The organism is Mesorhizobium sp. P171375 (assembly GCF_057786075.1).
In genome coordinates this window covers 58,543-83,320 of record NZ_JBYNWF010000001.1, presented here as the reverse complement: position 1 = coordinate 83,320, position 24,778 = coordinate 58,543, and the positions used below count along the sequence as shown (strand labels likewise).

Genomic DNA, 24,778 nt, shown 5'->3' with positions numbered 1-24,778 from the left:
CGGGGGCGCCGCAGGCGCGGCCGGAAACGCAATGTGTCGTCATGGACAATGCCATCCCGAAAACAGAGCGCTCCTGCGGAAAGCCTCGCAGGAGCGCAAACGTTGCCCTTTTAGGACGAACGCGGACTAAAGCAAGCCGGCTGCCGTCATCAGATCGGTCACCTTCTTGGAGTTCAGCTTTGCCGGGTCGACCTTCGGCGCCTGCAGATCGGCCAGCGGCACCAGCTTGGGATTAGAGGCGGCGCCCTTGCCGACCGCGTACTCGAAGGACGTGCCGGTCTTCAGCACGTCCTGACCGCCCTTGCCGGTCACCCATTTCAGGAACGCCTGGGCTTCCTTCGGATGCTTGCTCGAGGCCAGCACGCCGCCGCCGGAAATCGAGACGAAAGCGCCGGGATCCTGGTTCTTGAAATAGTGCAGCTCGACGTTCTTGCTGTTCTCGCCGGTCTTGGCCTGATCGCCGAAATAGTAATAGTGGTAGATGATGCCGCCTTCGATCTCGCCGGCATTGACCGCCTTCATCACCGTGCCGTTGCCCTTGTAGGCGGTGAAATTCTCCTTCATCGCGTTCAGCCAGTCGGCGGTGGCGGCTTCGCCCTTGAGCTCAAGCAGCGCGCTGACGATGGCCTGGAAATCGGCGCCCGACGGCGAGGCGGCCCAGCGGCCTTTCCAGCTCGGATCGGCGAGATCGAGCATCGATTTGGGCAGCTGGTCGGCGATGAGCTTGGTCTTGTTGTAGGCAAAGACGGTGCTGCGCGCCGCGACACCCACCCATTTGCCGCTGCTCGGCTGGAATTCAGCCGGAACCTGGGCCAGCGTATCGGCGTCGACCGGCGCGAAAAGGCCCGCCGCTTCGACCAGGGTCATGGCCGGGGAGTTCTCGGTCAGGAATACGTCGGCTGGCGAAGAAGCGCCTTCGGCGACGATCTGGTTGGAGAAATCGCTGTCGCCGCCATTGCGCAAGGTGACCTTGATGCCGGTTTCCTTGGTAAAGCCATTGACCCATTCCTTGGCCAGGCTCTCGTGCTGGGCGTTGTAGACGATAATGCCGGCATCTTCCGCCATCGCCGGACCGGCGATCAGGCTGATTGCTAGCGCGGTGGCGCCGACCAGGGTGGAAAGAGCATATTTCATGGCGTCATCCTCGATCTCGGCGGTTCTGGTTTTGCACGGCTGCACCTACCAATACCTGATTACCATAGTCAACATTGGTGGGCTGCTTCAATCCGTCGCTCGCCCGCAAACTTTCGTGATTTTGCCGCACTTTGGCTTGGACATTATTTCGTTGGCCACGTAACAAATCAGCGCCGAAGCGCGAAGATCGGGGAGTGAACTCTTGTGAGCGGCAAGGATGAGGCCGAGCTTTCCCGGCTGATGCGGGCCGCGATCGCGGGAGACGAAAGGGCTTACGCCGACTTTCTGCACCGGATCGCCGCACTGGTTCGCGGCTTTGTCAGGCGCAAGATCGTACAGGGCGGGGTCGATCCCGAGGATGTCGTGCAGGAAACCTTGCTGGCCATTCATGTGAAACGGCATACCTGGCGCCAGGACGCGCCGGTGCTGCCGTGGATCTATGCGATTGCCCGCTTCAAGCTGATCGATGCCTTCCGGCGGCGCGGACGGCGCATCGAGATCGAGATCGACGAGATCGCCGAGACCTTTGCCGAGCCGGAGACCGAGACCGTCAGCGAACGCGACATTAGCCGGGCGCTGGACGGCCTGCCGCCGGCGCAGCGGTCGGTGGTCTCGGCCATATCGGTCGATGGCCGCTCGATCGGCGAGACGGCGGCCAAGCTCGGCGTCAGCGAGACGGCGGTCAGGGTGTCGCTGCATCGCGGGCTTGCCGCGATCGCCAAACGCTTCGGGCGGCAGTGACATGAGAACCGAAGATCTCATCAAGGCACTCGACGCTGATATCAGCAGCAAGGCGATGCCGCTGCGCTCGGCCTGGTGGATGGCTGCGGCTGCGGCGGTGGTGATCGCGGCGGTGGTCTTCTTTCTCACCATCGGGCCACGTCCCGACATCATGATCGCCATGCACACGATGCGGTTCCTGGCGAAATTCGTCTTCACTATCGTGCTTGCCATCACCGCCTTTGGCCTGATCCGGGCACTGTCGACACCGGGCGCTTCGACGGCGAGAGCCGCGGCCTGGATGGCGGCTGCGCCGCTGCTTGTGGCTGTGGCCGTAGCTCTCGAACTGTTCATGGTGCCGGAGCCGATGTGGAGCACGCGCATGGTCGGCTCCAACATGTTGATCTGCATGGGCTTCATCCCGCTGATCGGCATCGGGCCGCTTGCCGTGTTCCTGTGGATGCTGCGCTATGGCGCGCCGACGCGGCCGGTGCTTGCCGGTGCGGTCGCAGGCCTGCTCGCTGGCGGCCTGGCGGCGACCTTCTATGCCGCGCACTGCTTCGACGATTCGCCGCTTTTCGTCGCCACCTGGTATACGCTTGCCATCGCCGTCCTTGCCGGGCTCGGCGCGCTCGGGGGACGGTTCTTCGTGCGCTGGTAACCGGCCCGCCTGAGGTAGCCCGCAATAATCACCGATCCTTAATCATGCCGGCAATTGTTTGCGGGTTAACCCTGTTGCCGGTGGCTCAGGCGCAACCTTTCCTTAAAATCGATCATCCAAGGTTTCCTGCAGAAATGTGTTGCGCACGGGGTGGCATGCACAGTGACGCGATGGAAACGAAAAAGCCTGCGGGCTGACGGTCACGTGGCTTTGGTGCTCGCGGCCGGAGGATTTTGCGCCGCCGTCGTGGCGATGCTGCTGTCGCGGCTCGACGTCAGCGCCGAAGTGCTGAAGCTCTGTCTGCTGATATCGGTGCCGGTCACCGCCGTGGCGCTGATGCTCGCCGCGCTGTTCATTTACCGGATACTCGACGACCGCCGGCAGATCGCCGAGAGCGAGCAGCGTTTTCGGCGCGCCATGGAGGATTCGGCGATCGGCATCGCCATTGTCGGCCTCGATGGCCGTATCCACGAAACCAATCCGGCCTTCGCCGCCATGCTCGACTACAGCAAGGAAGAGATCGAGGCGCTGACTTTCTTCCAGATCACGCATCCCGACGATGTGCTGATCGGCCGTGAGACCATGGACGGCATCCGGGCGGGCACCGTCAACGCCTTCCAGTTCGAAAAGCGTTACCTCAAGAAGGACGGCACGCCGGTGTGGGCCCATCTTGCCGGTTCCGTCATTCGCGACGAGAAGAGCGGCCGTCCGCTCTACCTCGTCTCGCAGATCGAGGATATCGACGCGCGCAAGCAATCTGAGGCGCGCATAGCCGAGGCCGAAACGCGCTGGAATTTTGCCCTGGCCAGCGCCGGGCAAGGTGTCTGGGACCTCGACATGCGCAAGGGCGGCACCACCTATTCCGCCGCCTGGGTGAAGATGCTGGGCTATGCCGAGGGCGAGCTGGACGGCGACCCCGACCGCTGGCTGACGATGATCCATCCCGACGACCGCGAGAATGTGGCCGAGGCCGATCGCGCCCATCTGGAGGGCAGGACGCCGTTCTTCGAAGCCGAGTTCAGGATGCGCCACAAGGACGGCCACTGGGTCTGGATACTCGATCGCGGCAAGACGCTCGAGCGCGACAGCGAAGGCCGGCTGATCCGGGCCATAGGCAGCCTGACCGACATCACCCAGCGCAAGCAGGCCGAGGAAAGCCTGATTGTGTCGGCGGCGGCTCTGGCGGATGAGAAGGAACGGCTGAGGGTGACGCTGCAGTCGATCGGCGACGCCGTCATCTGCACCGATGCCGCCAACCGCATCACTTTCATGAACCCGGTCGCCGAAAAGCTGACCGGCGTTGTCGGCGCCGAGGCGCTCGGCAAGACGCTTGGCCATGTCTACTGGGCAGTGGACGAGGAGACCGGGCAAAGGATCGGCATGACCCGGCCGGCGCTCGGCGGCTCCAGCCCAGCCGACCAGAACAGCCGCGCCGTCCTCATCCGCCGCGACGACACGCGCTGCAGCATCCGCCACGTGGTGTCGCCGATCATGAATGACCGCCAGGAGTTCTGTGGCCTGGTTATCGTCTTTCAGGATTTCACCGATGCGCGCGCTTTGCAGCGCCAGCTCGCCTACGCCGCCGCGCATGACGCGCTGACCGGCCTTGCCAATCGCTCAAGCTTCATCGGCACCATGGAAGAGCTGGTCGACCGGCGCCGCAAGGCCGGCTCGGCAACACTGGCGGGCGAGCATCATTTCATGTTCATCGACCTCGACCATTTCAAACTGGTCAACGACACCGGCGGCCACGCCGCCGGCGACGCCCTGCTGAAGCGGGTTGCCGAGGCTATTCGCGGCGCGCTTGGGCCGGAGGATATCATCGCCCGCCTCGGCGGCGATGAATTCGCGGTCGTCCTGAAATCGGGGTCGAGCGCTGGCGCCAAGATTGCCGCCCGCTCGATCATCGACGCCATACGCGGCCTGCAGTTCACCTGGGACGGCCGGCCGCATGCGATCGACGCCAGCATCGGCGTGGCGCCGATCCGCAGCGGCGAAGTCGACGAGATCATCGCCCGCGCCGATGCCGCCTGCTATGCGGCCAAGGCCGCCGGCCGCGGCTGTGTTTCCGTGGCGCCTGACGATAACGAGTCAAATGGTCAGGCCGAGCGGCCGCTCGCGGCAGCGTCCTGACGGCGGAACGGACTAGAGCGATTCAGCGTTTCACAGAATCGCTGAACCGCTCTAAACATTTGTTTTTACGCAATTCCGGACGGAAAACCGTTACACACTTTTCCTGGAATCGCTCTAGTGTTCTGATAGGTTAGCGCGTCGGAACCGGGTGTTCGCCGCGATAGTCGTAGAAGCCGCGTCCGGTCTTGCGGCCAAGCCAGCCGGCCTCGACATACTTCACCAGCAGCGGGCAGGGGCGATATTTCGAATCCGACAGGCCGTCATGCAGCACCTGCATGATCGACAGGCAGGTGTCGAGCCCGATGAAGTCGGCGAGCTGCAACGGCCCCATCGGATGGTTGGCGCCAAGCTTCATGGCGGTGTCGATGGCGTCGACCGAGCCGACGCCCTCGTAGAGCGTGTAGATCGCCTCGTTGATCATCGGCAGCAGGATGCGATTGACAATGAAGGCCGGGAAATCCTCAGAGACGGTGATCGTCTTGTCGAGCTGCTTCACATAGTTCTTGGCTGCCTCGAAGGTCTGGTCCTCGGTGGCGATGCCGCGCACCAGTTCGACCAGCTTCATCAGCGGCACCGGGTTCATGAAATGTATGCCGATAAAGCGCTCGGGACGGTCGGTCTGCGCGGCCAGGCGGGTGATCGAAATCGACGACGTGTTGGTCGCCAGGATCGCTTCCGGATTGAGCTGCGGACAGAGCTGGGCATAGATCTTGCGCTTGACCGTCTCGTCCTCGGTCGCCGCTTCGATCACCAGATCGGCACCGGCGAGATCGGCCATGGCGGGAGCCGCCGAAATGCGCGCCATCGCTTCGTTGCGCAGCTTTTCGTCAAGCTTTCCGGAGCCAACCTGACGGGCCATGTTGCCGCTGACGGTGGCAATGCCCTTCTCGATACGGTCGGGCGAGATATCGTAGATCAGCACCTTGAAGCCCGAAAGCGCGGACACATGCGCGATGCCGCCGCCCATCTGGCCGGCGCCAATAATGCCGATCGTCTCGATCTTGGCCATTTGCAGCGATCCCGTCGAAAAGGCCTTAGCGGCCTGCTTTTTGTGCAGTGCAAACTAAAAGGGTGGGGCAGCTTCGTCTACCCCACCCTTCACAATTTAATACGCTTTGGCAGAGAGCGTCAAAGCGCCTTTTGCAGCTCCGGCAGGATGACGAACAGGTCGCCGACCAGGCCGTAATCGGCAACCTGGAAGATCGGCGCCTCTTCGTCCTTGTTGATGGCGACGATGACTTTCGAATCCTTCATGCCGGCAAGGTGCTGGATGGCGCCGGAAATGCCGACGGCAATGTAGAGGTCGGGAGCCACGACCTTGCCGGTCTGGCCGACCTGCCAGTCGTTCGGGGCATAGCCGGCATCGACGGCAGCGCGCGAGGCGCCGACGGCGGCACCGAGCTTGTCGGCGACCGGCAGGATGACTTCCTGGAACTTCTCCGCCGAGCCGAGCGCGCGGCCGCCCGAGATGATGATCTTGGCCGAGGTCAGCTCCGGACGGTCGGTCTCCGACAGCTTGTTCTCGACGAAAGAGGACAGGCCTGGGTTGGCCGCTGCCTTGACGGTCTCGACCGCAGCCGAACCACCTTCGGGCGCCGCCTGGAAGGAAGCGGTGCGCACGGTGATCACCTTCTTGGCGTCGCTCGACTGCACCGTCTGGATGGCGTTGCCGGCATAGATCGGACGCTTGAACGTATCCGGCGAAACCACCTCGATGATTTCCGACACCTGCGCGACATCGAGCAGGGCCGCCACGCGCGGCGCGATGTTCTTGCCCGACGAGGTCGCCGGGGCAATGATGGTGTCGTAGGCGCCGGCCAGCGAGACGACAAGTGCCGCCGTCGGTTCGGCGAGGCGCTCGGCCAGTTCGTCGGCCTCGGCCAGCAGCACCTTGCTGACGCCCTTTAGCTTGGCGGCGGCATCGGCAGCACCCTTGGCGCCCTTGCCGGCAACCAGCACATGCACGTCCGAACCGATCTGCAGGGCAGCCGACAGCGCCTTGGCGGTCTGGTCGGAAAGGCTTGCATTGTCGTGTTCTGCGATGAGGAGAATGGTCATCTTTCTGTTCCTTTCCCGATCGCTTACAAAACGCCGGCTTCGTTCTTGAGCTTGTCGACCAGTTCGGCGACGCTCTTGACCTTGACGCCCGCCTTGCGGCCACTCGGCTCCTCGGTCTTGATCACCTTGAGGCGCGGCTTGACGTCGGCGCCGTAATCGGCCGGGGTCTTTTCGTCGAGCGGCTTCTTCTTGGCCTTCATGATGTTGGGCAGCGAGGCGTAACGCGGCTGGTTGAGGCGAAGATCGGCGGTGACGATCGCCGGCATCTTCAGCTCCACCGTCTGCAGGCCGCCATCGACTTCGCGCGTCACCTTGGCCTTGTCGCCGTCGAGCACCACCTTGGAGGCGAAGGTGCCCTGTGCCCAGCCGAGCAAAGCGGCCAGCATCTGGCCGGTCTGGTTGGAATCGTCGTCGATCGCCTGCTTGCCGAGGATGACGAGGCCGGGCTGTTCTGCCTCAACAACGCCCTTCAGCACCTTGGCGACGCCCAGCGGCTCGGTCTGTTCTTCGGTCTTGACCAGGATGGCGCGGTCGGCGCCCATGGCGAGCGCGGTGCGCAGGGTTTCCTGCGCCTGCTGCGGACCGATCGAAACGACGATGATCTCTTCGGCCTTGCCAGCTTCCTTCAGCCGGATCGCCTCTTCCACCGCGATCTCGTCGAACGGGTTCATCGCCATCTTGACGTTGGCGAGTTCCACCGCCGAACCATCAGCCTTCACGCGAACCTTGACGTTCGCATCCACAACCCGCTTCACGGGCACAAGGATCTTCATTTGCCTGTCACCTCTCCTGAGATATTCGGGCGCGCTATAGCAGCGTGCGCCACTGCAGAGTTGTCGAAAGCCGACATTCCTGACTGAATTCCGGCACTACGGAATTCTGGCCGGACGGAATTCTTGTCTTCTGCCGCCTAACGGTGGCGTCCTCCGTAGTTGTGGCAGCGCAACACGTCAATATGCTACGGCAGCGGCCAAACCACTCAAATCGGTTCAGTCCTGAGCGGAAGCGCTGCCGCGGCCCCAGCGCGTCGCCGGTTGCGTGGACGCGGGATCGGCCGGCGCTGGCCCGGTGGAAACGGCGGGCTGATCGGCGGGTTCGGGCTCGCCGTCGTCACCGGCAAGCAACGGCACGCCGCGGCTGCGCATGATGAGCACCAGTACGCCGCCGGCAATGATGCCGCCGATATGGCAGGCCCAGGAAATCTGGTTTTCGCCGCCGGCGGCAAACATCACCACCTGGAAGCCGATCCACAGGATCAGCGGGATGAAGGCCGGGATGCGCAGTGGAATACGGGCGAAGACCAGCACCCACACCTTCACTCGGGGGTATAGGACCAGATAGGCGGCGACGACGCCGGCGATGGCGCCGGAGGCGCCGATCAGCGGCACTTGCGAATCCCAGGCGACGAGCCCCTGGAAAAAGGCTCCCGCGATGGCGCACAGCAGGTAGAAGATGAGGTAGCGGATGTGGCCGAGCGCATCCTCGACATTGTCGCCGAACACCCACAGGAACAGCATGTTGCCGCCGAGATGGAAGATATCGGCGTGCAGGAAGGCATAGGTGATGTAGCTCAGGCTCTCCGGAATGACGATGAACTGGGGCGAGAGTTCGGCTGTGTCGTGGACAACTGAAGGAATGAAGCCGAGGCCGAGCACGGCTGCGTTGTTGAAATTTTCACCGCCGATCGTGGTGATAAGAAAGACCAGCGCGTTGGCCGCGATCAGGCCGATCGTGACATATTGCAGCCTTATGTGGCGCAGCCTGTTGGTGTCGTAAAGCGGGATAAACATGCCCCGGATCCTCGTCCGCTTTCGAGAAAACTCAGCGGTTCTTGCCGGGCACCCATAACACGTCGGCATTTCCGTTGTCATTGACCGCACGGGCGGCCACGAACAGAAAGTCGGAGACGCGGTTGATGTATTTCAGCCCCTCGCGGTTGACGTGCTCGGCCGGGTCCTGCGCCAGCGCCACCATGATGCGCTCTGCCCGCCGCGCCACGGTTCGGGCAAGATGCAGGGCCGCGGCCGCCGGCGTGCCGCCGTTGAGCACGAAGGATTTCAGCGGCTTAAGCTCTTTGTTGAGGAGGTCGATGTCTTTTTCGACGCGGTCGGTCTGCGAGGCGATGATGCGCAGCGGCTCATAGTCCAGCGGCTTGCCGTCGTCAGGCACGGCGAGATCGGCGCCGAGATCGAACAGGTCGTTCTGGATGCGGGACAGCATCGCGTCGATCGCGGGATGGCCAGCTGCGGTGTGCAGGCGAGCGATGCCGATGCAGGCATTGGCTTCATCGACGGTCCCATAGGCATCGACGCGCAGGTCGGATTTCAGCCTGCGTTCACCGATGCCGAGGCCTGTGGTGCCGTCGTCGCCGGTGCGGGTGTAGATCTTGTTGAGCTTGACCACGTCGCCTCCCGAACGGCCGTCACTTGCGGGTGAAATACACCACCAGCAGGATCAGCGCCAAGGCCACGGCCTGCAATAGCACACGGGCCTGCATCAGCTTGTTGGAGGTGACGCCGTCGCCGCCGCGCATCATGTTGATGAGGCCGCGGACCAGCACGATCAAGACCGCGGCCATGGCCACAACGGCGAGGATTTTGAAGACGGTGACCATCTAACGGCTCCAGTTCGTTTCGCTCAGGCGCGCCTGGCAAGCACGCGGTAGAGCATCGATGCCGGCAGGATGCGCTTGAGCATGACGCCGATTCTGGCCGGCACAGTTACCACATAGTGTGGGCGTGGGCGCCGCGACAGAAGTGCATGGCGCACGGCCGTGTAGACCACCTCTGGCCCCGGTTTCAGCCGCGATGAGCTGCCGCCGGCCGTGAGCCGCGCCAGTTGCGCGGCATAGGCGACGTGGTGGACGGAGTTCTCGTGGTCGATGTTTTTCAAAAACCAGAACAGCCCGTTGCTGGCAATTTTCGACGTCACCGGCCCGGGCTCGATCAGCGAGACGTGGACGCCGCTGCCCTGCAATTCCTGCTGCATGCACAGCATCAGGCCCTCAAGCGCGTGCTTGGAGGCCGAATAGGCGCCGCGAAAGCGCACCGGCGTCAGTCCGAGGATCGAGGAACAATGAACGAGGCGGCCGTGTCCCTGGCGGCGCATTACCGGCACGATGCGTTGGGTCAGGTCGTGCCAGCCGAAGAAATTGGCCTCGAACTGCTCCCGCAATGCCGAAACCGGCAGGTCTTCTACGGCGCCCGGCTGTGCATGGGCGCCATTGTTGAACAGGGCGTCGAGGCGTCCGCCTGTCCGCTCCAGCACCGATGCCGCAAGGGCGGCGATGGAGTCGGGCTCACGGTAGTCGAGATAAAAGGCCTCGATACCCACGGCCTCGAGCGCGGCGATGTCTTCAAGCTTGCGCGCCGTCGCGAACACCCGCCAGCCATCCGACTTCAGCGCCCGGGCGCAATAGGCGCCAATTCCGGAAGAGGCACCGGTGACAATGATGGTGCGCAATTCTTTCGCCGGTGGGATCGTGGTTTGAGCAAGGGTTGCCATTTGCCACAATCCCTTCCCATATTCGCGGCGTCGAGACAATCGAAGGGAACGCGGCTCTTGATGCGGAATATCGTCGTGCTGCGCCGCGTGCTCTATGACGCGCTTGGCCATTTCAACACCGACGACGGCTGGGCGATGGCCAGCCATCTGGCGATCACATCGCTGATGGCGCTGTTTCCGTTCCTGATCTTTGCCACCACGCTGGCGAGTTTCCTGGGCGCGCAGGCGTTCGCCGATACGGCCGTGCATCTGGTCTTCGATACCTGGCCCGAGCAGATTGCCAAGCCGATCGCGCGCGAGGTGCTCAACGTGCTGACCGTGCGGCGCACCGATCTTTTGACCTATGGCGTGCTCCTTGCCGCCTATTTCGCCTCCAACGGCATCGAGGCACTGCGCACCTCGCTCAACCGCGCCTACCGCGTCGCCGAAACACGCGGCATCATCTACCGCCGGGTGCAGAGCATCATCTTCGTGCTGATCGCCACGGCCGGCTTCCTGGCGATCAGCGTGCTTCTGGTGTTCGCGCCGCTGCTCGCGCGGCTCGCAGAAGCGCATATCGAATGGATCAAGCCCTATATGGGCACGATCACGCTGTGGCGTTTCATCATCGCCTCGACCGTCATTGTCGGCGGGCTGTTTGCCGTGCATTTCTGGCTGCCAGCGGGCAAGCGCCGCCTCGTCTCGATCGTACCGGGCATCCTGTTCACGCTTGCCGCATGGCTTGTCGGCTCAACCGTCTTTGCCACCTATCTCGATCACTTCTCGTCCTATGTCACGACCTATGCCGGGCTCGCCTCGATCATGATCGCGGTGGTTTTCCTGTACATGTTATCGGCGATCTTCATCCTCGGCGGCGAACTCAACGCCGCGATCAGCCGCTATCTTGAAGCGAGGGCGCGGGTCGGATGACAGGAATTGAGGAAGTGAGGACTTGAGGAAAAAAGGGCCATATCTGGCGTCGGGTGCTTTTTTCTCCAATTCCTCAATTCCTCAATTCCTCAATTCCTCAATTCCTCAATTCCTCAATTCCTCAATTCCCCAGTTTTTCCGTTGGCCGGCCGGGCGGTGGCCAGCCCAACGCCTAATGTCGCGATCGCCATGCCGACAATCTGCACGAGGCTGAGCTGTTCGCCGAACAGCGCCCAGGCGATGACAGCCGTGACGGCCGGAACCAGGTAGAACAGCGACGCGACCTTCGACATCTCGCCGTCGCGGATCATCACCATCAACAGGAAGATGGCGCCGATCGACAGCACCAGCACCAGCCAGGCCATGGCAAAGATCAGCTCGCCATTGATGACGACCGTGTGGGTCTCGAAGGCCAGCGAAGCCAGGATCATCAGCGCGCCGCCGCCGACATATTGCCACATCGTCGCCGCCACCAGGTCGCCGCCCGACGCATAGCGCTTCTGCCAGATGGTGCCGGCGCTCATGCCCAGCACCGAGACGAGCGAAGCGACCAGCGTTTCCGACGTGACGCCGCCACCGAGCGCGCCGAGCTTCGGCCACAGCACGATGACGACACCTATGAGGCCAACGGCGAGGCCGGCCCAGTGGCGCGGCAGGATGGCCTCGCCGAGGAACTTGCCGGCAAGCACCGCCGTGATCAGCGGCTGCAGCCCGACGATCAGCGCCGAAAGTCCGGCCGGCATGCCTCGGTGGATCGCCCAGAACACCGCGCCGAGATAGACGCCATGCATGAGGATGCCGGCGACGGTGGCGTGAAGCGCTTCGGCCCTTGTGGCGCGCTTCGAGCCAAACACGAGCATCAGGCCGGCGAGCAGCAAGGCGGCAATGACAAAGCGGGCCGCCAGGAAAGTGAAGGGTTCCGCCCATGGCATGGCATAACGCGCACCGATGAAGCCGGTCGCCCACAGGACGACGAAGGAGGCGGGGATGAACCGCTTGAGACTGTGCATTTTTGGGGGAAGCCGTTCGTGTCCGGTGGGGGCCGATTGGGTGAAGAGTCAACTACGGCAATTGCTCTAATGCGCTTCAATCCGGCAAGCAAAGCGAAACAATTGATACATAAGCTCATGGGAATGTAAGGGGCGGCCGAATTCAAAGGGCGGCGTCACGGCAATCGGCTTCTGTCGATCGATCCGGCGACACGGCGTTTCGGCTTCGACAGGGAGCGCGCATGCTGTTGCATCTCGACACAAGCTGGCTGTTGATGACGGTTGCGAGCGTGGCCGTGTTCGGCTTCTTCTTCGGCTCAGCGCTTGACGCCATCATGCAGGAGGACGGTTTTGGGTCGACCGGCAACACGCTGCTGTTCACGCTTGGCTTTTTCGTTGCGATCATGGTCGCAAACGAGCATGGCATCGTCCTTAGAGATCTGAAGCTCGCGGTTGCCTGGGGACTGGGCGGCGCCTTCGCGTTTATCGCCGCGTTGGCGCTGCTCAAGGCGGGGCTGGCCCGCCTTTAGCTAGAGGCCGACCAGCCGCCGGACATCGTCCGGTGAAGCGCCTGCCTGCCTGAGTGCGGCAAGGCCGGTATCGCCAAAACTCTTCGACAATTTGCGCCCATCCGGTCCAAGCACGAGACGGTGGTGGAAATAGTCCGGCTGGCCGAGGCCGAGCAGTTCCTGCAGCAGGCGCTGGATGCCGGTCGCGGCATAGAGGTCGCGGCCGCGCACGACATGGCTGACGCCTTGCAGGGCGTCGTCGACGACGACGGCCAGGTGATAGCTGGTCGGGATGTCGCGGCGCGCCAGGATGACGTCGCCCCAATCCTGCGGCCGGGCTTCGACAGCTCTTGTCGCCGACAGCGTCTCGTCGGTGAATTCGCGCCAGGACAAATCCGTGCCGAGGCGTGCCCGTGCCGCTTCGACGTCGAGGCGCCAGGCGAAGGGCGCATTGTCGGCGATCCGGCGGTTGCGTTCGCGGATCGGCAGCGCCTTGTCGGCGGCGGGATAGAGCGGCACGCCGTCGGGGTCGCGCGGCCAGTCGCGGCCGCGCTTTTCGCTGTCGGCGATAAAAGCCCTGATCTCGCCACGGCTCATGAAGGCGGGGTAGACGAGCTCTTCGCGGATCAGCCGGTCGAGTACGGCCTGATAGTCGGCGAAATGTCCGGCCTGGCGGCGCACCGGTCGTTGCCATTCGAGACCCAGCCATGCGAGGTCGCGAAAAATGCCGGCCTCGAATTCCGGCGTGCAGCGCGTCGTGTCGATGTCCTCGATGCGCAGCAGCAGGCGGCCGCCGGCAGCGCGCGCCAGTTGCTGGTTGAGCAGCGCCGAATAGGCATGGCCGAGATGCAGTTCGCCATTCGGGCTCGGCGCGAAGCGGAATGTCAGGAGCGTCATCTCAGAGGCGGCAATCCGGTTGTGCAGGGGTTTTGCCAATTGCTACTTTGCTGCTCATCGGCGGACAAGGATACCATGCAACGCATCGCGACACTGGACGACATTGCGCGGGGGCTGGATGCGCTTTGCACTATCGATCCGCGGCTGGAAAAGGTGCGAGGCATGGCCGGCGAGGTGCCGTTGCGGCTGTCGGAGCCGGGGTTTCGTAGCCTTGCCTCGATCATCGTCTCGCAGCAGGTCTCTCGCGCGAGCGCCGATGCCATTTTCGGCCGGCTGGTGAAACTGGTCGATCCGCTGACGCCGCAGGCGATCCTCGCTTCCGGCGAGGACATGTTTCGCGAGGCCGGGCTGTCGCGGCCGAAGCAGCGCGGTCTGATCGCGGTTGCCCAGGCCGTGGCCGACGGGCTCGACCTGCACCACCTCTGTTCGCTCGATGCCGAGGAGGCGATCGCGGCGATGACAGCGGTGCCGGGCATCGGCCCGTGGACGGCGGAAGTCTATCTTCTGTTCGCCGCCGGCCACCCCGATATTTTCCCCGCGCGCGACGTCGCGCTGCAGAGCGCGGTCGGCCATGCGCTCGGCATAGATCCACGTCCGCCGGAGAAAACACTCATCGCGCTGGCCGAATCATGGAGCCCGTGGCGAGGTGTCGCATCGCGGCTTTTCTGGTCCTATTATCGCGAAACCAGGGGCAGGGACGCCGCGCCACCGGCCTGAAACCGCAAAAAAGCATGAAAATCATGCATTTTTGCCGCTTTTGAGGAGCGACAATCCGCTTCACATCCCTGTCATGTCGGGCTTACAGTATCCGCGCCGATCGGTTCTAGAACGAGGAGGTCAACAAGGTGACGGTTGCCGTATCTCCGGATGGGCTTCCCGCGCTGGTGCTGAATGCGGATTACCGTCCGCTCAGCTATTACCCCTTGTCGCTCTGGTCCTGGCAGGACGCCATCAAGGCGGTGTTCCTCGACCGAGTCAACATCGTCGCCGAATACGAGCATGCGGTGTCTTCGCCGACCTTCTCGATGAAGCTGCCCAGCGTCGTCAGTCTGAAGGCCTATGTGAAGCCGTCCAGGCACCCGGCGTTCACCCGCTTCAACGTCTTCCTGCGCGACCGCTTCCAGTGCCAGTATTGCGGCACGCCCGAGGATTTGACCTTCGACCACGTCATCCCGCGCCATCGCGGCGGGGCAACGACATGGGAGAATGTCGTGGCCGCCTGTTCGCCTTGCAATCTGAGGAAGGGCGGCATGATGCCGGCGCACGCCAAGATGTGGCCGCTGCAAAAGCCCTATCAGCCGACCGTGCACGATCTGCACAACAATGGCCGGCTGTTCCCGCCCAACCATCTGCATGAAAGCTGGATGGATTATCTGTACTGGGATGTCGAACTGGAACCATAGAGTTCGGCACAAATCCGCCATGCTGGCCGCCTGACGCAGCTTTCTGCGCTTCCGGTGCTCACGTACTTAAGTACGCTCCGCTCCGGTTCTCGAAAGCCGCGCCATTCGACTCAGCCTGCCGAATTTCTGGACGAACTCTGCGTCGCGCTGAATTAATCGCGGGCCAGCGCGCCGTGGAAGGCGACGGCGGCGAGGATGAAGCTGGCGATGGCGTTCCAGCCGGCCAGCGACAGGCCGAGGATGCGAAGTGCCGCCTTGTCGCAGGACGGCGGCACGAATTTGTCGAGCGCGTCGAGAACGCCCTTGCCGCCGGTATCGACCGGGCCGGCGCCGGCCGTGCAGTCAGCCGGTCCCTGCCACCAGGCCCATTCGACGCCCGAGTGATAGACGCCGAGATAGAGGCCGTAGAGCATCAGCAGGCCGCCAATGGCGAGCAGGCCGCGCGTCAGCCAGGCCGGCGCGCTGAGCATCGAGGCGATCATCGCCAAAAGCATCAGTGGCGCGCCGATGTAATAGGGCGTGCGCTGCTCCAGGCAGAGGTGGCAGGGGATGTAGCCGCCTATGTGCTGGAAGGCGAGCGCGGTGCCGACCGTGGCGGCCATGGCGACGGCGAGAAACAAAGCCGTGCGCGTCCGCTGGCGTCCGGTGTCGGCATTCATGGTCGCTGTCATGGGTCTTCGTCCGTTGAATTCGCCGTCCGCCGGCATAGTCCTGAAACACCGCCCGCCGTGGGCGGTCAGAAGGCGTATTTGACCACGATATAGAGCGAAATCAGGGCGGCGGCGCCGGCGCCGACGATCAATCCCAAACGCTTCTCGATGAATTCCTTGATCTCCTCGCCATAGCGGCGCAGCAGCCAGGCGAGAAGCAAGAAGCGAGCGCCGCGCGCCAGGATGGCCGAGACGATGAAGACGACGAGATTGACGTGAAGCGCCCCGGCCAGAATGGTGACCACCTTCATCGGCGGCAAGTGGGCGGCGCCGGATGTGACGAGCAGCACCAGCATCAGCCCGGTGCCGGACGACTGCCACCTCTCGAACATGTCGAGGCCGCCGAAGTGCTCCAGCATCGGCCGCGCTATCGTGTCGTAGGCGTAGTAACCGATCAGCCAGCCGGCAATGCCGCCCAGCACGGACGCAACTGTGGCGGTCAGCGCGTAGCGATAGGCGCGTTCGGGCCGCGCCAACGCCATGGGCAGGTACAAGACGTCGGCAGGTATGAAAAACACCGAGCTTTCGACGAAGGCGATGAAGGCCAGCCACCATTCGGCGGATTTGCGTGCCGCCAGCGACAAGGTCCAGTCGTAAAGTCCGCGAAGCATCGGCTCTCCTGATGCAGGTCGCCCAAACTGCGCAGCGGCTTCGGGACAACGGCATGCACAAACAATGATCGAAGCGCGCCACGTCGATCTCTCAGGCCGGGCGCGCTTTCACTCGCGGCCTGTCTAGAAAGATTTTCTGCGCCGCACAATGGCAGGAGCTACACGAAACCGAAAGGCGGGCTTTTGCCGCAAGCAGGGCAGGGCGACGCATTTGGCCAGTTGACGAACAGGCCTCCAACCGTATAGTCCGCGCCCATCCAGGCCCTCAGGCCTGAGCCCCTATGGCGGAATTGGTAGACGCGCTCGACTCAAAATCGAGTTCCGCAAGGAGTGCTGGTTCGATTCCGGCTAGGGGCACCACTTCCCACCCGACACACCTTGAAACCCAAGGATTGCAAGGCCTTCGCTTTCCCCGAGGTACACTTTTAGGTACACCAGGGGGTACAAATCGAATGAGACTGGTCTTGAAGCACGTCCAGAAACGCGGCCAGACGTGGCGCTATAGGCGCAAGGTGCCCGCCCCGCTTCGGGAGATACTCGGCAAGGGTGAACTGATCGCGCCTTTAGGGGAAAGCGAGCAAGAGGCGATTAAGCGGTATGGTCGAGTGCACGGTATTGCCGAGCAGACGTTGACGGACGCGAAGCGCCGGCTCGCCGAGGGTCGAGGCCAAATCACTGCGCGCATCGAGACCCCGCTCGACCACTTCGCCAAAACTCGTGATGCAATCAAGGCTTTTGGCTTCGACCCGGACCCGCCCAGCATAAGTGAGGCCGAGTGGTTCGCCCGTTCCTCGGTGGCAGAAAGATTGACTGCCGGCCGCCCGGTTGACCCGGAAACAGGCCATCCTCTCGACGTTGCCCCTGCCGAGACCGCGCTTATAGCCGCCCTGCATTCGGGTCTTGGCCCGGCCCCCCTTCCCACGCTGGAGGACGCCAAGCGACTTTATCTAGGGGACCGTGCCAAACGCTCCAGTTCAAGCGAACTGGCGAGAAAGAAGGACGAGCAGCGGGCAGAGCGGGTAGTGGGTTATGTGATAGAAGCTCTCGGAAGGAACCCCGTCCTGACAGAGCTGCGACGGGCAGACGCCCGCGCCGTGCTCGATCACATGCTTCGCGTTAAAAACAGCCCGTCTACGGTCGAACGATATCTGAACGACATCAGGGCAGTCATTAATCACGCCCTTAAGGAAATGGACCTGGGCCGCATCGCGAACCCTTTCACAGGGCTGGAGGTAGGAGGTTCGAATGAGGGCGAGACAGCCAAGGACAAAAGGCGTTCGCTCAAGGACGCGGAGCTTATCGCCATTCGTTCGCGGATCGACACGCTGTCACGCGCCGACGACCTCAAGCACCTCTGGCGCATCTTGGAGGGCACGGGGTGCCGGCTCGCAGAGGTCACGGGTGCGCGCACCGTCGACGTCGTCGTGGAGGGAGAACTTCCTCACATCAACGTCCAATGGCACGAGGCGCGGCGTCTCAAGACCCAATCATCGCGCCGGAAGGTGCCCTTGGTAGGGGAAGCACTTAAGGCGGCGAAGGCCGCTCTGGAGGCGGCAGGCGAGGGTGCTTTGTTGTTCCCTCGCTACGGCGGAGAGAGTGGCCCCACGAGCGCGTCAGCGGCCCTCATGAAACACGTTCGGGCCATCGTGAAAGACCGCAAGGCCACGGTCCACTCCCTTCGGCACAATATGAAGGACCGCCTGCGAGTGGCCGGAGTTGCGAAGGTCACCCAAGACATGATCCTCGGGCATGCAAGCGGGGGTGTGGGGGAAACCTACGGGAGCGACGAGGCGCGGCTTAAGGTGGCGATGGACGCCATGACCAAGGCTGCAACCGCCTAGCTACTTCTTTGTCGGCCGAGTTGGCGGCGGCGGGGGAGATGACGGTTTGCCGGCGCCCACGCCTCCGACCCGGCTAGGGACCGCTGGGGGCGGGGTTGGACTGGGGGTTCCCCTGCGTTCGTGGCTGGGTGTTGGTGGGCGGGACGGCGGTTGGGGGGGCATTGGCAGCAGCTCTCATGCTTGTATAGGCGTGAAGCGTCAAAAAACAAACTCCGAGCAGAAATAGCACAAGTGCAATGATATTGAGGGCCTGTGTTAGTCCTCTGAACGGATTTCCACCACTTTCGTAAACGGTGGCAGTGATGATGCAATTGTCGATCTTCTTGATCTCTCGCTGCGCATCTTCACCGCCCGTGAAGTAGGAAACGATGTTTGCCGAGATAGCCGAACCGAAACAAAGCCAGGACATAAGCAAGAAGGTGCTGACGCCTGCGCCGCCACCAATTTTGTCCATGAATGTGATTGATATGGCGAGAGCCCCACTTGATATGCCTAACAGAGACTTGTCCAAGGTCGTCAGTTGGTCCGACCGAAGCTCCACCATGGCCTTTCGGTGCTCTAAGAGGCCTTCGAAGTAGGTCTCTGGCAATCCGTCCTCTTCCTCTGTCATTTGGCCGGTCCCGGTTCCGGCTTCGCAACGGTCGGAGGGGGTGGGAACGGGTTCTGTGACGTTGGCTGCATTGCGGTCACGGGTAGAGCCCTTACACCCGATAGCAGCTCATTCACGAGTGTCATGTTCTGACGTTGCATGTTCTGGTCGTTGTTCCAGCCACTGGGCCCGTATGCCCATTTTTCGAGGTCGTGTTTGTCGAATTTGTAGCCAAGCTCCCGGCCGATCGCGTGGAGGAGGACGACAAAAAGATCGTTCCGTTGATCGAAAAACCTGTCTTGAGCTTCCGGCATCGGCATGGGCAGGTAGAGGTTATCCATGTACACCCGAAAGGGCGCCATAACCCTTTCCACCCCATAGAACTCTAGGTCAATTAGGTTGAGTGCGCCGACGTGAATGGGATCAAGCCTAGCCTTGCGTGTCCCCATTAGATCGCGAAAAATCTTCAGTCGACGCTGTTTTCGGTCGGTCCACCGCTGCTGAAAGCGGTCGACTGCTACCGCCAGAATTGGCCCCAGGACGATTGCTGAAATTGTCGCAATGTCGATCCACCGCAATCCGAGGAAGATAACCGCGTCCACTATGCGCCCCTCATCTTGTCAAATTTTGCGTTGATGGGTCCAAGCGGGGTCTCGATGCGGTGAACGTCGTTTCTGTTGAACTCAATGGGAAGCCGAAGCGGGACCTCGATGCTTATGGGTTCGGCTTCAGCCGACATGCCCGTTATAGATTGATTGCCTACCGGGAGTGTGAAGCGGATTTTGGCCTCGACGTGAGTTCCGTCCGCCGTCAAGGCGAATTCGCCATCGTAGCGTCCGCCGCCTACATCAGCGCCCACAACCACGCCTTCCTTAAATACGAACATGCCAAATGACGTTCCGGCCACCCCCGAAAAGTAGGCAGTATAGAACCCGTCAACGGGGGTGTGTTTCGAGCTGTCCATTTTTAACCCTCAAGTCTACGCAGGAACGAAGTAGGAACACTCTTAGCAAACTTTCAATAGGGTGCGGTCGATTTACCCAAGAAAGTTTTAGGTGCGTACGGGGAGGAAGTCGTCCAGTGGAACGGGCGGGCCTGTAAACCCAAGGGCGGAACTGCTATTTCAATACCGTAAGAGGTCCCTTCTGGTATAAAATCGCGGAAAGGAGATAGCCGTACCATGTCGCTTTTTTCTTTCCTGTTTCGATCCAAGGCACAGAAGGCAGTAGACGAACTTCAGGACGGATTGAACCGTCGTCTGTCGGCGATCCAAGCTGGCCTAGAGCTGTTCGAAAGGACGACTAAGGTATTCGCAGTGTCTGGCATCGAGGAGGGTTCATCGGAGGCCGCGTCGTTCAAACTTGCTCAAGGAAAGCACGGCTACTTCACAAGTGCGCTTATTGATGACCTCACAGATGCAGAGAAACTCATTAAGACGATGCACCGCGCACTTGACTTCAGCAATGGGCGGCCAAGTCCCGGCTTCGAGAAAGAGGTGATCGAGGCCGAGCAGGCCCTTGAACGCAGTGATGCCAATTTTGACCGGCTAGCGGGCGTATGCCAGCAATTGCTCGATGTCGTAGGCGATATTTCCCCAGGAACGGAGAAAGACCGCGCTAGTCTCAAAATGCTCCTCGACCACGCCAAGGCCCGCAAAGATGAACTCGATGTCACGCTATCCGAAATGTACAAATCTTCGGAGGACATGATTGCTCAATTAGACGCGGGCACGTTCTCCGACATCGAGCTGGCGAAGAAGGCGTCATCCTTTATGAAAGCGGGGACGGCACTTTCATTGGCAGAGGGCGAGTGGATCGACTTCCTCCAGAGGGCCATGAAAGCCCCTTCGCTTGATCCGTACCGAGCAGAGTTGCCACGTAAAAAGGAGTGGTTGGAAGAACGTTTCAAAGTATATGAAGACGCCAGGGCAGCGTTGGGGGCTATCACCGTAGAGGGGGGCGGCGCGGCATAGCGACAATTCAGCGACCGTGTGTGATCGAGACCTCCCTCCCGCGTGGGATCTCGTGCAGGCTCACATCCGAGGCTCACCCTCGGCCACCAATAGGCCACCGTTCGTGCAGCGGGAGTGGCTGGAGCGGCTTCGAAGGGTCGGCTGGTGTAGGACACCGGGCAAGCCCAAGCGCCTCTACCACCACGGTACAAGAGGCCTCCTTGTTTTAGCAAAGTGTGCCCCCGAAAGCGATCTCGATTTGGCGGAAAAATCCGAGGGGTCCACCTTCGACGTGTTTGGAACGGAAGACCCCCCGGTACTGGCTGATTTGCGGGCGGGCATAGGGGCAGGCGCTTTTCTCTGTGGAAGGAAAGGGGGTGGGGGTACGCCACGAAACCAAGGCCCGCCGGGAAGCCCGCGAGCGCGGCACTGCCCTGTGTGAACAAAGGTAATCTTTTTCTCACATGCCCGTTGACATGTGAACTTAGTGTGAGGTAAGTGGTGTGAACATTGGCTCTTAGGAGATAGTTCACGCCATGGCAATCGTTGGATATGCACGGGTCAGCACGACAGACCAGAACACGGCAGTTCAGATCGACCAGTTGAAGGCGGCAGGGGTGACCGAAGACCACCTCTTCCAAGACCGCCTTTCGGGGCTCGACGATAAGAGGCCCAAGCTGGCGGAGGCGCTACGGCATGTTCGCAAAGGCGATACGCTGACTGTGACCAAGGTAGACCGGCTGGCCAGATCAGCGGCGCACCTTCACCAGATCGTGGAGGACCTTGATAAGAGAGGGGTCGGCTTCCGAGTGCTGAACGACCCGTCACTGGACACGACCAAGCCGCATGGCAAGCTCATGTTTGGCATCCTCGCCAGCATTGCCGAGTTTGAGACGGCATTGCGCCGGGAGCGTCAAATGGAAGGCATTGCCAAAGCGAGGGCTCGTGGTGACCACCTTGGGCGGCCCAGGACAGTAACCCAAGACATTGAGCAGAGAGTGCGCGACATGCGGGCCGAAGGGGCATCCTTGAGGGCCATTGCCGCTGCCGTGGGATACTCCACAGCGACCGTCCAAAAGATACTCGCGAACTAAGGGAAGGACCCAACCGTGGCATACACACTCGCAATGACGTTCATGGCACTCTACGGCGCTCTCGGCATAGGAATGGCACTAAAGGCGCTGTTCGGAGGGGTAAACCTTCATGGCCGCATTGGGCCAGCGAAAGACTAATCGTTGGCGGTTATGGCCCGCGTCCGGGACAAATACCGGATAGGGCAGGGTATTGACCCGTGAAGTCATGGTAGATGTTTGTCCCGTTGCCGGGATCGGGTGCAATCCACCCACCAATATTCCGCTATTGCTTGCTTCGATTGAGCGCCGTAGCACGGTCGCTGTCAACATCAAGCCCATGGGGGACCGCGCATGACCACCACTACCACCGCCGAGAATGACGACGCTTGGCAACTCGCCTTGCGGGAGAGGCCGCAGACAGCCGCCCGCGTGGCCGCCGATTGGCTCCACGAGATTGCCGACCGCCTGTCGTCCGGGAGGCCGCTTGACGCCCTTCACGAGGTATGGCCGCTCCTACTGGTGGAGGCCAAGGTTGCCGAACTGGTCCGGAGCGTGAGCACCGCCGCGCTATGGGAGGCCGAGACGCATATCTTCGGGGCTCCCCTGAAGCGCCTATAGGCCCTCTTTCAGTCACCGAGCGTGGCTGGAGTGGCTTGGCGGGTTTGGCTGGTGTTGGACACCGGGCAGGCACGAACGGCGCTCCAGCCACGGAAATCAATTAGGGCGTATCTTAGGAATGCCGCCTCGCCCGAACGTGGTTCTATACGTGTATATCGGCGGTGCCGTCGATTACCCCTCCACTTAGAAACAGCCGCCCTCCGAACGTGGTTCTGAACGTGTATGCGGGCAGTGCCGTCGATTACCCCTTCACTTAGGAACAGCCCGCCCTCCGAACTTGGTTCTGAACGTGTATGTAGCGGTGCCGTCGATTACCCCCAACCTCAGGAATGGCCGCCCCAGTCACACACATAACGGGTGATTACGACCTACCTTAGGAACCAGCCTCCGAACGGGGTCCTAAGGTGATTGCGACTTTCTTCAGGAAAGGCCCCTCCGGTTGCCGATACATGTTGGAGTTGGGGATTACCCCTCCCTCTAGGAAGCAGCCTCCGAACGTGTTCCTAACGTGATTACCCCCACCCCCAGGAAAGGGGCCTCCGGTTACCTACAGTGTTGATGGGTGATTACCCACCACTTCAGGAAAGGCTCCCCGGTTGCAGCTAACGCTATAGGCGTTGCATGTGACAGGGTTCAGGGCGTTTCCGAGCGTCGCTATCTCGAACCCCCTTCTCTCTCCCTCTTGAGCAAGGCTCCCCTCCAGGGTTGAAGCCACCGCGTATTGATCCAATCGACCAATTCCGACACACCTTAGGAACCCGCCCCGAACGTGGTCCTAACGTGACAGGTCGGGCCAATTCCCACCCCCTTCAGGAGAGGCGCCCTCCGGTTGCAGCTAACGCTTATAGGCGTTGCATGTGACAGGGTTCGATAGCGCGTCCCTGCCATCTATCGTTTTCCTTTCTCGTGGCGAGGTGGCGACAAAAGCCATCTCCCTCCTTCCAACGAGTTCCCTTTCTCCACGGACACCCTGTCTTGCCGCCAGATCGAACACCCCGGCTTTCATCCAACAGGCGTTCTCTCGGCTCATTGTTCCACCCTTCGCCACTACACGAGCCCGGCGCTCTGTGTCTCCAGCTCCGATGTCGGCGCGTGAGGGCGAGGTCAATGGGCAGGCAGGCGTCCGTGGAGCTTTCTCACCCCGTCTGTCTGTCCGACTATCTATTTTATGGAGCCTCGTATCCCACATGCAGCCCACTTCAGGTCCAGTTCCGGGCCGCCCATCGACTTACCAGACGGCGCCTAACGACCATCGCCGTTGGGGCGTTTCCACCGAAATCGTACTGGTGCCGATCAACGACCGCATACGCAACCGCACATTGTTCGCCAAGGTCGAGCGCCGGTCATTCGACAGCCTGCCCGAAGGCGTACGCAACGCCGCGTGGTTCGTCGTCCGGGACGGCACCGCTTCCGACGACACCCAATTCACCGTCCGGGTTCGGCAGGGGGACACGCAGGTCTCCCTAGCCCGCCTAATCATGGCGGCAAAGGCGGGAGAGTTCGTACGGAACGTCACCGGCAACCGCCTCGATCTGCGCACTACCAATCTCACAATCAAATACGGACCGCAGGGCCGGCGCAGCAAGCGCAATGACCTCGCCATAGCAAAGGAGCACACCGCCATATGACATACCCAAACGACAGCCGGTACGGCGCAGTCGTCGCCTATATCGGCCCTCGCTGTCGCGTGATCGTTGACGAGCGTGGCTGGGGCTGGAACCTCCAGACACGGGCCAAGCGCGGGACGCGTGTTGTTTGGAACAACAAGACTGGACTACTCCGTTCCCGGAGCAACCTCGCCCGCATAATCCCCGGCTACCTCCACTCCAGCTACATGGCCGAGGAAGGGATCACCCAAGAGTTCATCGACAGGACCCTTCAAGGCACGATGCCGGACACCTTCACAGAAGCCTACGGGCACAAGGTTCTGGCCGAAGGCGGTGTCATCCGCCGCTGACCGTTTCACCCGACCGACATACGCAACAGAGCGTGGCTGGAGAAGCGTCCAGCCTTGTCCAGTGTCCTACACCGACCTGACCTTCCAAGCCACTCCAGCCACACCCGGTGACTGAAAGGTGGCCTGTCGGGACGCGTTCCCTACCTCCACAAAACAACGAGTAGAAATTGTCATCACCATCAACGGGCCAGCGCATGGCCCCATCGACCCGCCGTGAAACCGACGAAGGTTATCAGGGCGTCTTAGCCATCACCGCCGACCGCCGCTACCGAGTGATCGACTGTAAGGACAGCATCCAGTGGATTGTCCAACGGCGAGACATCGTGGGCGGGCGCTGGCGCTCCCAAGCCTACTACAGGCGAAAGACCTCACTCCTCCGCGACTTGGGCAATCTACCCGACAGGGGCTTCGTGGGGACCCTCCAAAGGTTCCCTGAAATTCATCTTGGCTAGATCCCGCTCACGTCGCAACCACCACCACCACCATCATCCATCATCTAAAAGAGAGACAC

General features: G+C 61.8%; 28 protein-coding genes and 1 tRNA gene. 14 read left to right on the top strand and 15 right to left on the bottom strand.

The genetic code is table 11. The features are described from left to right. Nucleotides 1–126: 126 nt before the first annotated feature. Nucleotides 127–1,134 (bottom strand): iron ABC transporter substrate-binding protein, encoded by a 1,008-nt coding sequence (locus ACYHH6_RS00405; RefSeq protein WP_352585427.1) that lies wholly within the window; start codon nt 1,132–1,134, stop codon nt 127–129. Nucleotides 1,135–1,338: 204 nt separating this feature from the next. Between ACYHH6_RS00405 and ACYHH6_RS00400 the strand changes: the two genes are divergently transcribed. From ACYHH6_RS00400 to ACYHH6_RS00390, 3 genes are all read left to right on the top strand, one after another. Continuing rightward, the gene (locus ACYHH6_RS00400) at nt 1,339–1,875 is read left to right on the top strand and encodes a sigma-70 family RNA polymerase sigma factor (RefSeq protein WP_352585428.1); all 537 of its coding nucleotides are present in this window, start codon (nt 1,339–1,341) and stop codon (nt 1,873–1,875) included. A 1-nt stretch (nt 1,876) separates the two neighbouring features. After that, on the top strand, nt 1,877–2,515 hold the full coding sequence (locus ACYHH6_RS00395) for an NrsF family protein (RefSeq protein ID WP_352585430.1): 639 nt from the start codon (nt 1,877–1,879) through the stop codon (nt 2,513–2,515). A gap of 204 nt (nt 2,516–2,719) precedes the next feature. Further along, nucleotides 2,720–4,648 (top strand): PAS domain S-box protein, encoded by a 1,929-nt coding sequence (locus tag ACYHH6_RS00390; RefSeq protein ID WP_352585432.1) that lies wholly within the window; start codon nt 2,720–2,722, stop codon nt 4,646–4,648. A gap of 130 nt (nt 4,649–4,778) precedes the next feature. Here ACYHH6_RS00390 and ACYHH6_RS00385 read toward each other — a convergent pair whose 3' ends face one another. The 7 genes from ACYHH6_RS00385 to ACYHH6_RS00355 all read right to left on the bottom strand — a co-directional run bounded on the left by ACYHH6_RS00385 (nt 4,779) and on the right by ACYHH6_RS00355 (nt 10,210). Next, nucleotides 4,779–5,657 (bottom strand): 3-hydroxybutyryl-CoA dehydrogenase, encoded by an 879-nt coding sequence (locus ACYHH6_RS00385; RefSeq protein ID WP_352585434.1) that lies wholly within the window; start codon nt 5,655–5,657, stop codon nt 4,779–4,781. Between the two features lie 119 nt (nt 5,658–5,776). Continuing rightward, complete coding sequence (locus ACYHH6_RS00380) at nt 5,777–6,706, bottom strand: electron transfer flavoprotein subunit alpha/FixB family protein (protein ID WP_352585436.1); 930 nt, start codon at nt 6,704–6,706, stop codon at nt 5,777–5,779. Between the two features lie 23 nt (nt 6,707–6,729). Further along, a complete protein-coding gene (locus tag ACYHH6_RS00375; RefSeq protein ID WP_352585438.1) occupies nt 6,730–7,479 on the bottom strand; it encodes an electron transfer flavoprotein subunit beta/FixA family protein in 750 nt (249 codons plus the stop codon). A gap of 216 nt (nt 7,480–7,695) precedes the next feature. After that, a complete protein-coding gene (locus ACYHH6_RS00370) occupies nt 7,696–8,496 on the bottom strand; it encodes a rhomboid family intramembrane serine protease (RefSeq protein ID WP_352585439.1) in 801 nt (266 codons plus the stop codon). Between the two features lie 31 nt (nt 8,497–8,527). After that, nucleotides 8,528–9,109, bottom strand: coding sequence for a cob(I)yrinic acid a,c-diamide adenosyltransferase (locus ACYHH6_RS00365; protein WP_352585441.1), 582 nt, complete (start codon nt 9,107–9,109; stop codon nt 8,528–8,530). Nucleotides 9,110–9,128: 19 nt separating this feature from the next. After that, complete coding sequence (locus ACYHH6_RS00360; RefSeq protein WP_112562259.1) at nt 9,129–9,320, bottom strand: twin transmembrane helix small protein; 192 nt, start codon at nt 9,318–9,320, stop codon at nt 9,129–9,131. Nucleotides 9,321–9,343: 23 nt separating this feature from the next. Further along, a complete protein-coding gene (locus ACYHH6_RS00355; protein WP_352585443.1) occupies nt 9,344–10,210 on the bottom strand; it encodes an SDR family oxidoreductase in 867 nt (288 codons plus the stop codon). A 60-nt stretch (nt 10,211–10,270) separates the two neighbouring features. Here ACYHH6_RS00355 and ACYHH6_RS00350 point away from each other — a divergent pair, with 60 nt between their 5' ends. After that, a complete protein-coding gene (locus ACYHH6_RS00350; RefSeq protein WP_192258267.1) occupies nt 10,271–11,119 on the top strand; it encodes a YihY/virulence factor BrkB family protein in 849 nt (282 codons plus the stop codon). Nucleotides 11,120–11,232: 113 nt separating this feature from the next. Here ACYHH6_RS00350 and ACYHH6_RS00345 read toward each other — a convergent pair whose 3' ends face one another. Next, nucleotides 11,233–12,129, bottom strand: coding sequence for a DMT family transporter (locus tag ACYHH6_RS00345; protein WP_352585446.1), 897 nt, complete (start codon nt 12,127–12,129; stop codon nt 11,233–11,235). A gap of 221 nt (nt 12,130–12,350) precedes the next feature. Between ACYHH6_RS00345 and ACYHH6_RS00340 the strand changes: the two genes are divergently transcribed. Then, nucleotides 12,351–12,638 (top strand): hypothetical protein, encoded by a 288-nt coding sequence (locus ACYHH6_RS00340; protein ID WP_112562263.1) that lies wholly within the window; start codon nt 12,351–12,353, stop codon nt 12,636–12,638. On the opposite strand, the gene gluQRS is transcribed toward ACYHH6_RS00340, so the two are convergent. After that, nucleotides 12,639–13,514 (bottom strand): tRNA glutamyl-Q(34) synthetase GluQRS, encoded by an 876-nt coding sequence (gene gluQRS / locus ACYHH6_RS00335; protein WP_352585448.1) that lies wholly within the window; start codon nt 13,512–13,514, stop codon nt 12,639–12,641. A gap of 75 nt (nt 13,515–13,589) precedes the next feature. On the opposite strand from gluQRS, the gene ACYHH6_RS00330 reads away from it, so the two are divergent. Continuing rightward, nucleotides 13,590–14,231, top strand: a complete 642-nt coding sequence (locus ACYHH6_RS00330) for a DNA-3-methyladenine glycosylase family protein (RefSeq protein WP_352557616.1) — start codon at nt 13,590–13,592, stop codon at nt 14,229–14,231. A gap of 128 nt (nt 14,232–14,359) precedes the next feature. After that, the gene (locus ACYHH6_RS00325) at nt 14,360–14,917 is read left to right on the top strand and encodes an HNH endonuclease (protein WP_008874122.1); all 558 of its coding nucleotides are present in this window, start codon (nt 14,360–14,362) and stop codon (nt 14,915–14,917) included. Between the two features lie 152 nt (nt 14,918–15,069). Here the strand turns inward: ACYHH6_RS00325 and ACYHH6_RS00320 are convergent, their stop codons facing one another. Together ACYHH6_RS00320 and ACYHH6_RS00315 are read right to left on the bottom strand one after the other, a co-directional pair. Next, nucleotides 15,070–15,588 carry a disulfide bond formation protein B gene (locus ACYHH6_RS00320; RefSeq protein WP_352585450.1) on the bottom strand — a complete coding sequence of 173 codons (519 nt, stop codon included), beginning with the start codon at nt 15,586–15,588 and terminating at the stop codon, nt 15,070–15,072. A 65-nt stretch (nt 15,589–15,653) separates the two neighbouring features. Continuing rightward, on the bottom strand, nt 15,654–16,238 hold the full coding sequence (locus ACYHH6_RS00315; RefSeq protein ID WP_352585452.1) for a YqaA family protein: 585 nt from the start codon (nt 16,236–16,238) through the stop codon (nt 15,654–15,656). Nucleotides 16,239–16,513: 275 nt separating this feature from the next. Between ACYHH6_RS00315 and ACYHH6_RS00310 the strand changes: the two genes are divergently transcribed. Further along, nucleotides 16,514–16,598 (top strand) — tRNA-Leu (locus ACYHH6_RS00310). Between the two features lie 104 nt (nt 16,599–16,702). Next, entirely contained in the window at nt 16,703–18,079 is a 1,377-nt protein-coding gene (locus ACYHH6_RS00305) for a tyrosine-type recombinase/integrase (RefSeq protein ID WP_352585454.1), read from the top strand. A 73-nt stretch (nt 18,080–18,152) separates the two neighbouring features. Here the strand turns inward: ACYHH6_RS00305 and ACYHH6_RS00300 are convergent, their stop codons facing one another. Genes ACYHH6_RS00300 through ACYHH6_RS00290 form a run of 3 tightly spaced genes read right to left on the bottom strand, consistent with a single transcriptional unit; the run spans nt 18,153 to nt 19,632 of the window. Then, entirely contained in the window at nt 18,153–18,689 is a 537-nt protein-coding gene (locus ACYHH6_RS00300; RefSeq protein ID WP_352585455.1) for a hypothetical protein, read from the bottom strand. Then, a complete protein-coding gene (locus ACYHH6_RS00295; RefSeq protein WP_352585456.1) occupies nt 18,686–19,270 on the bottom strand; it encodes a DUF6680 family protein in 585 nt (194 codons plus the stop codon). Before ACYHH6_RS00295 ends, ACYHH6_RS00300 begins: the two co-directional genes overlap by 4 nt. Continuing rightward, nucleotides 19,270–19,632 carry a hypothetical protein gene (locus tag ACYHH6_RS00290; protein ID WP_352585457.1) on the bottom strand — a complete coding sequence of 121 codons (363 nt, stop codon included), beginning with the start codon at nt 19,630–19,632 and terminating at the stop codon, nt 19,270–19,272. Before ACYHH6_RS00290 ends, ACYHH6_RS00295 begins: the two co-directional genes overlap by 1 nt. A gap of 216 nt (nt 19,633–19,848) precedes the next feature. Here ACYHH6_RS00290 and ACYHH6_RS00285 point away from each other — a divergent pair, with 216 nt between their 5' ends. The 5 genes from ACYHH6_RS00285 to ACYHH6_RS00265 all read left to right on the top strand — a co-directional run bounded on the left by ACYHH6_RS00285 (nt 19,849) and on the right by ACYHH6_RS00265 (nt 24,267). Continuing rightward, the gene (locus ACYHH6_RS00285; protein WP_352585459.1) at nt 19,849–20,640 is read left to right on the top strand and encodes a hypothetical protein; all 792 of its coding nucleotides are present in this window, start codon (nt 19,849–19,851) and stop codon (nt 20,638–20,640) included. A 515-nt stretch (nt 20,641–21,155) separates the two neighbouring features. Then, complete coding sequence (locus tag ACYHH6_RS00280; protein WP_352585461.1) at nt 21,156–21,713, top strand: recombinase family protein; 558 nt, start codon at nt 21,156–21,158, stop codon at nt 21,711–21,713. A gap of 330 nt (nt 21,714–22,043) precedes the next feature. After that, nucleotides 22,044–22,310, top strand: coding sequence for a hypothetical protein (locus ACYHH6_RS00275; protein WP_352585463.1), 267 nt, complete (start codon nt 22,044–22,046; stop codon nt 22,308–22,310). A gap of 1,286 nt (nt 22,311–23,596) precedes the next feature. Then, nucleotides 23,597–23,938 carry a hypothetical protein gene (locus ACYHH6_RS00270; protein WP_352585464.1) on the top strand — a complete coding sequence of 114 codons (342 nt, stop codon included), beginning with the start codon at nt 23,597–23,599 and terminating at the stop codon, nt 23,936–23,938. Then, complete coding sequence (locus tag ACYHH6_RS00265; protein ID WP_352585466.1) at nt 23,935–24,267, top strand: hypothetical protein; 333 nt, start codon at nt 23,935–23,937, stop codon at nt 24,265–24,267. Before ACYHH6_RS00270 ends, ACYHH6_RS00265 begins: the two co-directional genes overlap by 4 nt. Nucleotides 24,268–24,778 lie beyond the last annotated feature (511 nt).